At 65.9% G+C, this 14,110-nt stretch carries 9 protein-coding genes; 2 read left to right on the top strand and 7 right to left on the bottom strand.

What is annotated here, in order from left to right:
* The first annotated feature begins 551 nt into the window (after nt 1-551).
* Both AC5P6S_RS09180 and AC5P6S_RS09175 read left to right on the top strand, forming a co-directional pair.
* Complete coding sequence (locus AC5P6S_RS09180) at nt 552-3,629, top strand: TonB-dependent receptor (protein WP_495204565.1); 3,078 nt, start codon at nt 552-554, stop codon at nt 3,627-3,629.
* Nucleotides 3,630-3,830: 201 nt separating this feature from the next.
* Nucleotides 3,831-4,025 carry a heavy-metal-associated domain-containing protein gene (locus AC5P6S_RS09175; RefSeq protein WP_005409441.1) on the top strand — a complete coding sequence of 65 codons (195 nt, stop codon included), beginning with the start codon at nt 3,831-3,833 and terminating at the stop codon, nt 4,023-4,025.
* Between the two features lie 80 nt (nt 4,026-4,105).
* Here AC5P6S_RS09175 and cueR read toward each other — a convergent pair whose 3' ends face one another.
* From cueR to AC5P6S_RS09140, 7 genes are all read right to left on the bottom strand, one after another.
* Nucleotides 4,106-4,561: a Cu(I)-responsive transcriptional regulator gene (gene cueR / locus AC5P6S_RS09170; RefSeq protein WP_005409440.1), complete on the bottom strand. Its 456-nt coding sequence runs from the start codon at nt 4,559-4,561 to the stop codon at nt 4,106-4,108.
* Between the two features lie 11 nt (nt 4,562-4,572).
* Nucleotides 4,573-7,074, bottom strand: a complete 2,502-nt coding sequence (locus AC5P6S_RS09165) for a heavy metal translocating P-type ATPase (RefSeq protein WP_495204564.1) — start codon at nt 7,072-7,074, stop codon at nt 4,573-4,575.
* A gap of 173 nt (nt 7,075-7,247) precedes the next feature.
* Complete coding sequence (locus tag AC5P6S_RS09160; RefSeq protein ID WP_495204563.1) at nt 7,248-10,205, bottom strand: TonB-dependent receptor plug domain-containing protein; 2,958 nt, start codon at nt 10,203-10,205, stop codon at nt 7,248-7,250.
* A gap of 297 nt (nt 10,206-10,502) precedes the next feature.
* Nucleotides 10,503-10,970: a hypothetical protein gene (locus tag AC5P6S_RS09155; protein ID WP_065183918.1), complete on the bottom strand. Its 468-nt coding sequence runs from the start codon at nt 10,968-10,970 to the stop codon at nt 10,503-10,505.
* 291 nt (nt 10,971-11,261) lie between these two features.
* Nucleotides 11,262-11,993, bottom strand: a complete 732-nt coding sequence (locus tag AC5P6S_RS09150; protein ID WP_012480042.1) for a copper homeostasis protein CutC — start codon at nt 11,991-11,993, stop codon at nt 11,262-11,264.
* A complete protein-coding gene (locus AC5P6S_RS09145; RefSeq protein WP_065183919.1) occupies nt 11,990-12,988 on the bottom strand; it encodes a glycosylasparaginase in 999 nt (332 codons plus the stop codon). Before AC5P6S_RS09145 ends, AC5P6S_RS09150 begins: the two co-directional genes overlap by 4 nt.
* 51 nt (nt 12,989-13,039) lie before the next feature.
* Nucleotides 13,040-14,062 (bottom strand): glucokinase, encoded by a 1,023-nt coding sequence (locus tag AC5P6S_RS09140; RefSeq protein WP_065183920.1) that lies wholly within the window; start codon nt 14,060-14,062, stop codon nt 13,040-13,042.
* Nucleotides 14,063-14,110 lie beyond the last annotated feature (48 nt).

Raw genomic sequence — 14,110 nt, 5'->3', positions numbered from 1 at the left:
TGGCGCCATCGAGCCCCCAGGGGTGAGGGCGCTTTGCTTGCGAAGCACTGCTTCGCAAGCGCCCGAACGCACAGCCGCCAGCGGCTGGGCCGGACCCCGGAAGGGGGGTTTACGGCGTGTCCTGCCAGCCCACACCGCCCCACCAAACCAGCAGAAAACCAGAGCCGCTTTGGCTTTGGGTTGTTGCCGGCCAGCGGCCGGCACACCGCGGGTGCAGGGCGCAGCCCTGCCGACCCACCCTCCCCTGCGCACGAAAACGATTTCACTGTTTTCAGCAAACCGTCATCCCTTCGCCACGCCAGTACCATATTGCGGAGCAGCATGCGCCCACGGGCGACCCATGCTAAAAAACGCCCGCCCATCGCTTAGATCGATCCAAGACGACATTGCGATGGCCGGGAGTTGGGGGAGCGGCAACAGGACGTACCAGGCCACGCGCACGGTGCAACTGCCACTGCATGGCGATAGCGATAGCGACAATGTCACTTCAAATTAGATCGATTCAAGTTGTCCGTGCCACGTCACCGGATCAATCCAGGAGAGAGGGAGAGATGGGAATGAAGCATTCAACACGTACGCATGGCCAGGACGCACTGTCGCTGGCCATCGCGCTGGCCCTGGCCGCCGCCGTCGTTCCGGCCGGCGCCGCCGCGCAGCAGGCAACCACCAGCGGCTCGCAGGAAGCCACCAACCTGGACAGCGTCCAGGTCACCGGCTACCGCTACGCCATCGAAAAGAGCCTTGAGCAGAAGCGCGACGCCAACGCCGTTGTCGAAGTGATCACCGCCGAGGACGTCGGCAAGTTCCCCGACAAGAACGTGGCCGACGCACTGCAGCGCGTGCCCGGCGTGGTCATCACCCGCAGCGGTGGTGAAGGCAAGAGTGTCAGCGTGCGCGGCCTTGCGCCGGACCTGACCCTGACCCAGTTGAATGGCAACTACGTGGCCACGTCGGAAACCAACGACGAAGCCACCCGTTCGTTCAACTACACCCTGCTGCCGTCGAACATGCTGTCCAGCGCCGAGCTGTTCAAGTCGCCGGAAGCACGCATCGACGAAGGCGGCATCGGCGGTACGGTCATCCTGCACACCCGCCGTCCGCTGGACATGGAGTCCAACTCGGGCTTCGTCACGCTCGAGGGCACCTCCTCCGATACCCACCACGATATCGACCCGCAGGCCTCGGCCCTGTATTCGTGGCACAGCAAGGATGAGCGTTTCGGCGTGCTGGTCGGCGTGACGCAGCAGAAGCGCACGACCCGTACCATGGAAGCCAGCACCGAGGACTACCAGTGGTACGGCGCCGGCAAGGCACGCGACGCCTATGGCAACGTGCAGCAGCAGGACGGCATCCACTACTGGTGGGGCAAGTCCGGCTTCAACAACCAGACCGGCGGCAACTACAGCGACTTCTTCATGCCGACCTCGGTCAACTTCGCCGTGAAGGAAGAAAAGCGCGAGCGCAAGGGCGGCCAGCTGACCTTCCAGTTCAAGCCGGTCGACAACGTCACGATGACCGCCAACTACTTCCGCTTCGAGCTGCAGGGTGACTACACCCAGAACATGCTGAAGATTCCGGAATGGAGCATGGCCCGCTTCAACGGCGATGGAAACTGGGCCGGCGGCCGCCTGCTCAACGGCCTGGATTTCGACCCCAGCGGCAACACCGTCACCGGTGCCCAGTTCGAAAAGCTGGCCGGAAAGACCTACTACTGCAGCGAAGACCAGGCCAAGGCCGCCGGCCTCAAGCCCGGCGGCTGGGGCCCGGACGACTGCACGATTCCGACACCGCAGCTGACCGGTGGCTACAGCAAGGAAAAGGCGCTGTCGCAGACCGCCGACCTGACCATCGACTGGGACATCAGCCCGCTGTGGAAGGCCTCGTTCACCGGTGGCCGCACCTGGTCTGAAGGTGGTCCGTCGATGAACTTCCGCATGTCGGCCAAGCCGCGCCGCAAGGTCGGCAACGACTACCTGTCCGGTAACCAGTACAGCGCATGGGACCTGACCGGCACGCCGTCTGCCACCTTCTCGCCCGACCTGCAGCAGCAGTTGATGAACGGCATCGCCGAAGTCGACACCGGCTCGACCGATTCGTCGTGGAAGCGCACCGAGGTCAAGCAGAACTACTTCCAGGCCGACGTGACCAAGCTGTTCGAGTCCGGTTGGCTGGATTCGATCCAGTTCGGTGCCAAGTACCGTGATGGCAAGGTCCACCGCAACACCGGCAACACCTACTGGGTATGCCCGGGCCGTGACCCGGCCGACTATGACAACAGCCGCTACCAGAGTGGCTGCGATCCGACTGCCGGCGATGCGCAGCCCGGCTTCTTCCTGTCGAACCCGATCAGCAACATTGCCGGTGGCTTCAATGCCAATGTGTTCCCGGGCATCAACTACCCGGCGTACATCGACTATCTGAACAAGACCTACGGTGGTTCGCACAACCGTACCGAGGAAGACTTCGTCTACAACGTCAACGAGAAGATCTACTCCGGCTACTTCCAGGCCAACTTCCGCACCGAGCGCCTGCGCGGCAATGTCGGCGTGCGTGTGGTGCGCACCAAGCAGTTCGCGCAGTCTTCCGACTCGATCGAGAAGTTCAACGACTACTTCCTGGACAACGCGTCCGGCGCGCCGATGGCGTGCACCGATCCCGCCGCTGCGGCCTACCCGACCTACAGCTGCGAGAGCGGCTTCGTGCGCCTGCCGCATGACCTGGCGCAGAGCAAGACCTACAGCCTGATCGGCGTGGACCGCACCTACACCGACGTGCTGCCGAGTTTCAACATTGCATGGGACATCACCGACACGCTGGTGCTGCGTGGTGCCGCATCGAAGGTGATCGCCCGCCCTGGCTACACCGACATCGCAGCACCGGGCGCACTGAGCTACTACAGCGAGGAGTACGTCAATGATCGCCGCGTTGCCGGTGGCGCATCGACCGCAGGCTGGGTCGGCCAGGGCAGCAACAAGCAGCTGGAGCCGTTCAAGGCCACCCAGTTCGACCTGGGCCTGGAGTGGTACTTCCAGCCGGGCGCGGTCGCCGGCGTCAGCCTGTTCCGCAAGAACGTGGACAACTTCACCCTGCCGGTGGTGCGCGACACGCCCATGGTCATCAACGGTGAAGCGGTGAACGTGCAGCGCTACGAGACCCAGGCCAATGGCCGCGATGGTGTGTCGCAGGGCGTCGAGCTGTATGGCCAGTACACCTTCGATTTCGGCTTCGGCGTGCAGGCCAACTACACCTACAACGACACCAACCTGGCTTCCATTGTTCTGGACGGGCAGGAAATCGGCTCCTCGCCGCTGGTCGGCAGCGCCAAGAACCAGGCCAACGTGACGGTCTTCTACGAGAACGAGAAGTTCATCGCGCGCGCCTCGTTCAACCGTCGCGGCCAGGTGGTCGGTGGGCTCAACAATGGCCTCACCGTCTACACCGAGCCGTATGACCAGCTGGACCTGAACGTGGCCTACAACCTGACCCCGGACTGGACCCTGACCGCCTCGGTGATCAATGCCACCAAGTCCGAGCAGCGCGTGCACCTGGGAAGCGACACCAAGGCACGCCTGATCTCCAATACCTATGCAGGCCGCCAGCTGTACTTCGGCGCTACCTGGAAGTTCTAAGGCAACACCGGGTTGCCCAGGCGCGCCCCGGTGCAACCCACGCCCCGCCCTGGCGGGGACGTTCCTCCACGGCAGCCGCGCTGGTACAGGTGGCTGCCGTTTTTTGTCGGCGCCTTGCCTGTCGTTCAGCCCGGCGCTTGACCCTGCCATCGTTGGAAGGTGCACACTGACTCCACCCCAAGAGCACCGAAGGAGCTACAGATGGAATTCCATGTCGATGGCATGACCTGCGGCGGCTGCGCGCGCAGCGTGACCCGTGCGATCCAGCAGATCGATCCCAACGCCAGCGTGGTCGCCGACCCGCCGACCGGCCTGGTCAAGGTGCAGACCACCGCATCGCAGGAAGACGTCTTCGCCGCAGTGAACGACGCCGGCTTCCCGCCGCGTACTGCCTGATCCCCTGCCCCCGTCTCACACAGAAAAGCCCGCCCGGTGCTGCTGCACCCGGCGGGCTTTTTCATGCATGCGATATCGAGTCAATGCTTGTGCGTACGCCGCCGCACCGCACCGGTCTTCGCGGTATCGACCGGCACCGGCGTCTGATCATCCTCACCCAGCCGCTGCAGGATCGGGCACTCCGGCCGCTCGTCGCCGGCACAACAACTGATCAGCGATTTCAGCGTGTCGGCCATCTGCCGCATGTGCTCGATGCGCTGTTCCAGATCGGCAATGTGCTGTTCGGCCAGGTGCTTCACGTCGGCGCTGTGCCGCGAGGTGTCGTTCCAGAGGCCCAGCAGATCTGTGATCTCGGCCACCTGGAAGCCGAGATCGCGCGCGCGGCGAATGAAGCGCAGACGGTGGATGTCCGCCTGCGAATACGCCCGGTAGCCCGACTCGGTTCTATCAGCGGCGGGAATCAGACCGATCTGTTCGTAGTAGCGGATCATCTTCGCCGACACGCTGGAGGCCTTGGCAGCTTCACCGATGTTCATACGGATCTCCTTCAATGGGTCGCTGCGGCGGCATCCGCCATCGGTGGCTGGAAGCGGCGCAGGCGCAGCGCGTTGCCCAGCACGAACACGCTGGACAGTGCCATCGCACCGGCCGCGAACACCGGCGACAGCAGCACGCCCCAGACCGGATACAGCACGCCGGCCGCCACCGGAATCAATGCGGTGTTGTAAGCGAAGGCCCAGAACAGGTTCTGGCGGATGTTGCCCAGCGTTGCCTTCGATAGTGCAATGGCATTCGGCACGCCCTGCAGGTTGCCCGACATCAGCACCACATCGGCCGACTCGACCGCGATATCGGTGCCGGTGCCGATGGCCAGGCCGACATCGGCCTCGGCCAGCGCCGGCGCATCGTTGATGCCGTCGCCGACGAAGGCGACATGGCCATGTGTGGCCTTCAAGCGGCGCACCGCCTCGACCTTGCCTTCCGGCAGCACCTCGGCCACCACTTCGTCGATGCCGAGCTGGCGCGCGATCGCCTGCGCGGTACCAGCATTGTCACCGGTGATCATCGCCACCTTAAGGCCAAGCTGATGCAGTGCCGCGATTGCGGCCGGCGTGCTCGGCTTGATCGGATCGGATACCGCGATGATTGCGGCCAGGCGGCCGTCGATGGCGGCATACAGCGGCGACTTGCCCTGAGTGCCCAGCTCTGCCGCCAGCGTCGCAAACAAAGTGATGTCCACGCCCAGGTCGCGCATGAAGCGATCGGCACCGACCTCCACCCGCGCGCCATCAACGTTGGCACGCACGCCCATGCCGGTGACCGATTCGAAATCGACCATCGACGGCAGCGCGATGCCCTGCTCGGTGGCTGCATCGACGATGGCGCGGGCAATCGGATGCTCCGAGCGCGACTCCACCGCCGCCACCGCCGCCAGCACCGTGCCGTGATCAAAACCGCTGGCGATCTCCAGATCGGTCAAGCGCGGGCGGCCCTCGGTCAGCGTACCGGTCTTGTCCACCGCCACCACCTGCGCGTCCTTCAGCAGCTGCAGCGCCTCGCCCTTGCGGAACAGCACGCCCATTTCAGCGCCACGGCCGGTACCGACCATGATCGAGGTCGGCGTGGCCAGCCCCATCGCGCACGGGCAGGCAATGATCAGCACCGCTACCGCGTTGACCAGCGCGAAGCTCAGGGCTGGCGACGGGCCGAAGATCAGCCAGACTGCGAAGGTCGCCAGCGCGGCCAGCATCACCGCCGGCACGAACCACAGCGTGACCTTGTCGACCACCGCCTGGATCGGCAGCTTCGAGCCCTGCGCCTGTTCGACCATGCGGATGATCTGCGCCAGCATGGTCTGCGCGCCCACCGCCGTGGCACGTACCGTCAGTGCGCCCTCCTGGTTGACCGTACCGCCCACCACGCTGCTGCCCGGCTGCTTCTCGACCGGGATCGGCTCGCCGCTGATCATCGATTCGTCGATGTAGCTGCGGCCTTCAACCACCTCGCCATCCACCGGCACGCGCTCGCCCGGCCGCACTTCCACCATGTCGCCGCTCTGCACTTCATTGACCGGGATGTCGACGGTGCGGCCGTCACGGATCACATGGGCGACCTTGGCCTGCAGGTTGACCAGACGCTTGATCGCTTCGGAGGTACGGCCCTTGGCGCGGGCCTCGAGGAAGCGGCCGAGCAGGATCAGCGCGACGATGACTGCTGCCGCTTCGTAGTAGACGTTCACCGTGCCCGGCGGCAGCAGCCGCGGTGCAAAGGTCGCCACCACCGAGTAGCCAAACGCCGCGGCGGTGCCCACCGCTACCAGTGAATTCATGTCCGGCGCCAGCCGCAGCAGTGCCGGGAACCCCTTCTGGTAGAAACGGCGGCCGGGAATGGCCAGCACCAGCAGGGTCAGTACGAACTGCAGGTACCAGCTGGCCTGCATGCCGATGGTGGCCATCACCCATTCGTGCATGCCGGGAATCAGGTGCGAGCCCATCTCCAGCACGAACACCGGCAGCGCCAGCGCGGTCGCCACGATCAGGTCGCGCTTCAGTTCGGCGCGCTCGGCATCCTTCTTTTCAGCGGCTTCATCATCGGACTGCACACCGGCCTCGATCGGGCGGGCGGCGTAGCCGACCTTGTCGATGGCCGCAACCAAGGCGGCCGTATCAGCCACGCCGCGCACGGTCGCACGCTCCGTGGCCAGGTTCACGCTGGCCTGGCTCACGCCTGGCACCGCCAGCAACGCGCGCTCCACGCGGCCCACGCAGGAGGCGCAGGTCATGCCTTCCACGGCCAGTTCAACGGTGGCGGGGGGCACGTCGTAGCCCACCCGCTCCACCGCCTGGATCAACGCGGCCCGATCGACCGGACCGGACGGGCGGATATCCGCGCGCTCGGTGGCCAGATTGACCGAAACACTGCCCACGCCTTCGACCCTGGACAGCGCCACCTCGACCCGGCCGACACAGCTGGCACAGGTCATACCCTCGATGGGCAGGCTGATGGTGGCAGGGCTTGCGGGGGCTGCAGTGGCGCGGGGCGTGCTCATGATCGGATTCCCGGGGTTCCTTCTGGATGCGGACAGGCTAAACCTTGCCATCGTGGGAAGGTCAAATCCAGCCACCCCGGGGTTCATGATGGGGTTCATCCACGCATGGCGTGGAACTACCGAGCGGACGGAGGCGCCAGGCGGATCAAGCCCGGCGCCCCCTGCGGGTCTGCTCAGAAGGTGAACACGTACTCCAACGCGAACTCGCGGCCGACCGCGCCAAGCAGGCGGGTCGGGGCGAAGTCGTAATCCAGCTTGTACGGGTCCTTGTGGTTCCAGCTGGCGGAGTTGAAGGCGTTGTTGACGTACACGTTTACCTTCGCGTGTTCGGTCACCTGGTAGCCCACGTTGAAGTTCCAGGTGATGAACGGCCCCACTCGACCGTAGTAGCGCGCCGTCTGCTGCCCGGCATTGGGGTTCGGGTTCGGCGAGCCGTCCGGACGTGTCGCCGGCTCCAGGCAGTTCAGCGACGGGCTGTCGCTGGGCACGTAGCCGTCGGCGAACGGCAGGCAGCCGCCGGGGTTGTCCAGGCGGTCGGTGCCCCAGTGGTAGCGCACGCCCGGCACCGAGCCCACGCGGTCGGCATAGACATTGGCATTCCAGTTGCCGTGCTGCCAGGCCAGGCTCGCGCGCAGCTTGCTGCGCAGGTCGCGGTCGCGGCGTTCCGGGTTCGGGTCGTTGGCGTAGCGCTGTTCCTTGGTCGAGATCTGGTTGGTGTAGTTCAGGCCCAGCTGGAAGCTGCCCCACTGCGCGGTTTCCAGGCGATAGCGTGCGGTCAGGTCGACACCACGTACTTCGCGGCTGGCCAGGTTGAACGGGCCGCGCTCGATCGACACCAAGCGGCCGCTGCTGTCACGGTTCACGCGTGCCAGGATGCCGGCGCAGTATTCGCCACCGGCCGGATTGGCCCATGGCGTGCCATCGATGTTCTTGCCGGTCAGGCAGCCGGCCTCGCTGGCCAGCACCTCATCGGCGCCGACGTCGACGATCATGTCTTCCAGTTTGATCGCCCAGTAGTCGGCACTGACCGACAGGTTCGGCATCACGTCCCAGACGAAACCGACCGTCCACGAATCACCGGTTTCCGAGCGCAGCAGCGGCGTGCCACGCCGGTTCACGTCGAAGGTGTACCAGACATCGGTGTTGCCCACGCCGCAGTTGTTGACCAGGTACGCGCCACTCTGGATGCAGCGCAGGCGGTCATAGGTCTGCACTTCGGAGCTGCTCGGCTGGCCCAGCAGGTAATGCATGTCCGGCGCATGGAAGCTGGTGGCATAGGAGCCACGCACCAGCAACGATTCAACCGGGCGCCATTCCAGGCCGACGTTCCAGGTGGTTTCCTTCTGGCTGCCGATGTTCAGTGCTTCGCTGCTGTCGTCGGCCTTGTAGTTGCCATAGCGGTCATAGCGCGCGGCCGCAGTGGCGGTCACGCTGTCCAGCAGCGGAATCTTGAATTCGACGCCGGCCGAATAGCGGGTGCGCTCGCCGCCACCGCGATCGACGTTCTGCAGGTCGAAGTCGATGCCTGCGCGTGGGTCGGGGCTGAGGTGATAACCCTGCTGCGCGACTTCAGCCACCGCGGCGAACGAGATCGGGCCGGCCCAGCCCTGGAACAGTTCGCCGGTGATATCCGCCGAGGCCTGGTTGACCCAGGACGCCGCACGGTTCTTCGCCACCGTACCCATCTGCCAGTACTGGTCCGGCGTCAGCGGATTCCACCAGCGCGATTCGTTCAAGGCGTAGATCGCCTCGCCATCGGCCGTGGTGCCCAGCTTCGGGCCGAGGAAGTAGTCGTACGACTTCTGCTTGTCGACCACGTTCTGCCGTTCTTCCACGCGGTAGTACGAGCGCCCCACCGCGGCGCTCCAGTCGAAGCGGTCGGCGAGGCGGCCACGCAGGCCGGCGCTCCAGTCCCAGGACAGTTCGCGGTTGGTGTTGCGCAACGTATCCAGCCCGCCAACCTCATTCGGGGTGAACTGGCGCACGCCAAGAATCGGACGGTTGCGGTTGGCGTCCCAGTAGTAGCCGTTGTCATCGTCGACCAGCGACACGCCGGGCGGATTGGTGCCCCAGATCGCTTCGGAACGGTAGACCGCCAGATTGGTCCAGGCCTGCAGGTCATTGCTGAAATCGAAGGTGGCATACAGGTTGCCGGACACGTTCTCGGCGCCGCCGGTGAGCAGCCAGTTGGCGTAGTCGGCGCTCATGCCGCACAGGCGGCCGGTGTTGGTGATGGTGTTGGCGGCGTAGTTGTAGACCAGTCGATCGGCAGTGTAGTACTCACTGCCGAACTTCTCGCAGGTGCCGGTGGGCGGCGCCAGGCGCTGGCCCGTGGTGGGATCGATCAGCGCCAGACCGGCGGTAGGACGGAAGCCGACCTTGCGTTGTTCCATGTTCCAGGACGGGTACGGCGCATCATCGGCGTCGTCCATCTGCGGGCGGTCACGGCCGAACAACGGATCGCGCTTGGTGTACTGCAGCGCGTAGGTCACGCTCCAGTTGTCGCCGGTCTTGCCGCCGGCCCAGGACAGGTCCCAGGTGTCGCGCCCACCCTCGGTGGAGGTGCCGCCACGCACGCGCACCTCGTCGCCGTCGTAGTTGGTCTTGAGGATGACGTTGACCACGCCGGCGATCGCATCCGACCCATAGATGGCCGAGGCGCCACCGGTCAGCACTTCGATGCGCTCCACCGCCGCGGCCGGAATGTTGCCGTAGTTGGAGAAGTTGGTTTCACCGCCATAGGGCAGCGGGTAGTCGGCCACGCGACGGCCGTTGACCAGCAGCAGCGAGCGGTTCGGGCCCATCCCGCGCAGGTTCAGGCCACTGGCATTGGGCGTGTGCGAGCCCCACTGCGAGGCGGCTTCAACAGTGCCGGTCGCTTCGGTGAGGGTCTTCAGCGCGTCGTACACGCTGACGAAGCCTTCCTTCTGGATCTGCGCGGCGGTGATCACGTTGACCGGTGCCGGGCCTTCGACGCTGGCGCGCTTGATGCGCGAGCCGGTGACGGTGACCGCGTCGAGATCCTTGGTGGATGAACTGGCAGCCTCCTGCGCGCTGGCAGCCAGGGGCAACAGGGCCAGGACCAGGGCCTGGGACAGCAGGTGACGACGCTTGCGGACGATCTGAGCCATGGGTGGTTGCTCTTCGAAAGTGTGGACGCACGGACGGGTGGTGGCGCGGCGCTACGGCTGATCCGGGCACCTGGATCGGTTCAAGACCGTCCCGACACCCTCCCCTGTGGATCGATCCAAACTAAAGCACAGCTGAACCACGCCGGGCATGCGGCGATGCAGCAATGCCCGAGGAAATGCCGCTATCGGCTGCCGGCATCCAGAACAATCAAAGGGTTGCGAAACATCGCTGAGAGAACAGCGCACACGTCAATGACACGATCGCGACAATCGCGCGCGGAACGGTTTTGTCCGCCCTCAGCGATTCCCCTCACCCGATCGAGTCGGGACGAAGTGGCCATTTCGGAGGGCGTAGCGGCTCGACGCATCGCCTCTGTGTCTGATACCCCACCACTCGATGGTGAACCCGTCGCCCTGCCAGATGACCCAGGAAAAGTCGGATTCACTGTGGGGTCGCCCTGAGTTCTGGCTCGCCAGAGACAGGGTCTCAAGGCAGCTGCTGATCAATACCCTGCCGCGCTCAATGGGCTTCGGCAGGGTCAATTCGTAGACGAACAGATGGATCTCACGCCCCGCGCCACAGCGCCCCATCGGGTTGGAAGCGTTTGAATCGAACACCTGATAGAGCGCGCGAAAGCGCTTCTCCCCGATCCGATGTACCCGTGCGTCGACGAACACGCCTGTAGCAGAGGGTGCCAGCGTCACGCCGCCCAGCAAATCGTCGATGCCGCCGCCCTCGGGTCCGACCGCCTTCCAGATAAACACTGGGGGGCTGTCTTTCCTCTGCAGCTATTGCGGCGGTGTGCAGCAAACAGAGAAATAGCAGGAGCAATCGAGGCATGCGGAAGGAGGATCATTGCCACGGGGAGTTGGACCCCACTGTCAATAATCCTGGCTTGATCGTCTACCCGGAAACACAGAGGCCCCTGCGTTCCGATGTTTGGCAGACTGACTGGCCATCCGCGCACGTCAGAAGCGTCACTTTTCGGCAACCGGTGCGCGTTCCGCAGCGGGGTCGGAGCCCTTCTGCGAAGGGATCCGACCCCGGCCCTGCGATCAGCCGTCGAGGGCCTGACGCAGTGCGGCCACGGTCGCGGTGGCGGTCTGGCTCCAGTCCGGGTCCAGCCCGCGCAGGTCCGGGTTCTGGAACTGCATGGCCGAGCGCCGCAGGCCTTTGGCCGAGGCGTGCAGTTCGGTGCAGCCGCTGCGTCGTGCGACGGCGGCGACATTGGCCGGGCCCAGCCCGGCGCCGGCCATCACCGTGATACGTCCCGCCGCCTGGGTGACCAGGCCCGCCAGCACATCGGCACCGGCCTCGGCACTGACCTGGCCGCCCGAGGTCAGCACGCGCTGGCAACCCAGTTCGATCACCTGTTCCAGTGCCGCCGGCAGATCGCGGGCGGCATCGAAGGCGCGATGGAAGGTCACCTGCAGCGGCCCGGCAGCCTGCACCAGTTCACGGCACAGCGCCACGTCGATGCCGCCCTGCACATCCAGCGCACCGATCACCACGCCATCGCAGCCGAGCGCGCGGCACTGCGCGATGTCACGCAGCATCAGTTCGGTTTCCAGCGCGTCGTAGTGGAAGTCGCCCGGGCGTGGTCGCACCAGCACGAACAGCGGAATCGACAGGCGTTCGCGCGCAAGCGCGATGGTGGCGAACGACGGCGTGGTGCCACCCTCGGCCAGGTTGTCGAACAGCTCGATGCGGTCGGCGCCGCCGGCCTGGGCGGCCAGCGCCGAGGCCAGCGAGTTACTGGCAACCTCCAGGGTCAGCCGCGTGCTCACGCCTGGGTGCTCGTGTAGATCGACGGCGAGTCGCGCAGGTCATCCTGGCGCTGCCCATCGCACACGGCGTAGACGAAGCCGCGATGCAACGCGTAGGCGCCCACCTCGCCCTGCTTGTTCATGGCCAGGAAGCAGACCTGCAGTGTCCTGCTCGCTTCGGGGCGCTTGCGCACCACGCGGTCGATGGCTTCACGGCAGGCCTGTGCCGGCGAGCGCCCCTGGCGCATCAGTTCGACCACCAGGAACGAAGCGGCGTTGCGGATCATCTCTTCACCCACGCCCGAAGCAGTGGCCGCGCCCACGTCGTTGTCGACATACAGGCCGGCACCGATGATCGGGCTGTCGCCGACCCGGCCGTGCAGTTTCCAGGCCATGCCGCTGGTGGTGCAGGCACCGGCAAGGTGGCCCTTGGCATCCAGCGCCAGCATGCCGATGGTGTCGTGGTTGTCGCTGTTGCCGGGAATACCACGGCGCTCGGCGTTGATCTGCGGCTGATACTTCTCCGTCTTCAGCCACTCGCGCCAGGCCGCTTCGGCCTGCGGCGTCAGCAGGTGCTTGCGCTCGAAACCCTGCTGCACCGCGAACTGCTGCGCGCCCTCGCCCACCAGCAGCACGTGTGGGCTGTTCTCCATCACTTTGCGGGCCACCGACACCGGATGCAGGATGTCGACCAGCGCGGCCACGGCGCCACAACGGCCATCGCCATCCATGATGCTCGCGTCCAGGCTCAGCACGCCGTCGCGATCCGGGTTGCCACAATGGCCGACGGTGGGGTTGCACAGCTCGCTCTCGGCCCAGCGTGCGCCTGCTTCCACCGCATCCAGCGCGCTGCCGCCCTGCGCCAGTACCTTCCACGCGGCCTGGTTGGCCGGTACGCCGAAGTCCCAGGTCGAAACCACCTTGGCCCCACCCTGCGTGCGCGCCTGCACGCCCGGCAAAGCCACCATGCCTGCAGCCAGTGCACCGGCCTGCAGGAACTGCCTGCGATCCACCATCTTCCCCTCCCAGTCTGCAATGCACGGCCGGCCCGATGCCGACCCTGCCGATCAGTCGTGCGTGGGCTGCCGTGCGGCGTGCCAGACCGCTGCGCCGAGCACGCCCAACTGGCCGTGCTCCACTCGCCATACCGGCACCTGGCGCAGCACCTCGGTCAGCACGCCCTTGTTGAGGAAGCGCTCACGGAAGCGGCCATCGGCCAGGAAATCCTGCACATGCGCGGAAATGCCCCCGGCCAGGTACACCGAGCGCGCACCGACGGCGATCGCCGCGTCGCCGGCCAGGCTGCCCAGCCAGGCACAGAACACCTGCAGCGTTTCCACCGCCAGTGCATCCTCGCCGCTGCGGGCGGCACCGATCAGCGCTTCGGTGCTGGTCCACACCGCGGTGGCACCGCGCAGCTCGCACAGGCACGGGTACAGGTTCATCAGGCCACTGCCCGACAGCACACGCTCGTTGTCCACGTGCGACCAGCGCTGCAGCAGCTTGCCCAGCACCTGCAGTTCCAGCGCGTTGCCGGCGCCAAGCGCGGCATGGCCGATCTCGCTGGCCAGCACCGGGCGCTCGCCGTCGGCAAAGCGCAGTGCGGCGCCCAGGCCGGTACCGGCACCCAGCACCAGCGCCGGGAATGCCTGCGCCGGATCAGCATCGCCGTTCAGCGGCACCAGCGTGTCCGGCTGCAGATAAGGGATGGCCAGCGCCACCGCCTCGAAATCGTTGATCAGCTGCAGTTCGCCCAACCCGGACTGCGCGCGGGTGGCCGACAGCGAAACCGTCCATGGCAGGTTGGAATTGATCAGCACATCGCCATCGAGCAGTCCGGCGATGGCCACCACCGCGGTCTGCACCGGCTGGCCAAGGCCTGCGGTGAAATCGGCCAGGATCGCCGCCAGGCTGAGATGCTCGGCGCAGGCATAGGTGCGATGGCTGCCCAGCAGCGGCGCCTGGCCGGGTTGGGTTTCAGCCAGCGCAAGGCGGGCGAAGGTGCCGCCGACATCGGCAACGACCAGACGGCGTGGAAGACCGCCGCGGGCGGAGTCGGAGGAAACCGGGGACGCTGCTGCGATGGTCACGCTGGCCTGCTTGGATCGATTGAATCGCCCCGATTCTCAGGCATCGGG

It is taken from the genome of Stenotrophomonas sp. YJH_SMC_119 (assembly GCF_059368315.1).
The sequence above is the reverse complement of the archived record's forward strand: the minus strand, read 5'-3'. Positions and strand labels throughout refer to the sequence as shown.

Bases quoted from the DNA above. Each gene is read 5' to 3' on its own strand.
- AC5P6S_RS09180 (WP_495204565.1), top strand. From the start codon at position 552: ATGGGAATGAAGCATTCAACACGTACGCATGGCCAGGACGCACTGTCG.
- AC5P6S_RS09175 (WP_005409441.1), top strand. From the start codon at position 3,831: ATGGAATTCCATGTCGATGGCATGACCTGCGGCGGCTGCGCGCGCAGC.
- cueR (WP_005409440.1), bottom strand. From the start codon at position 4,561: ATGAACATCGGTGAAGCTGCCAAGGCCTCCAGCGTGTCGGCGAAGATG.
- AC5P6S_RS09165 (WP_495204564.1), bottom strand. From the start codon at position 7,074: ATGAGCACGCCCCGCGCCACTGCAGCCCCCGCAAGCCCTGCCACCATC.
- AC5P6S_RS09160 (WP_495204563.1), bottom strand. From the start codon at position 10,205: ATGGCTCAGATCGTCCGCAAGCGTCGTCACCTGCTGTCCCAGGCCCTG.
- AC5P6S_RS09145 (WP_065183919.1), bottom strand. From the start codon at position 12,988: ATGGTGGATCGCAGGCAGTTCCTGCAGGCCGGTGCACTGGCTGCAGGC.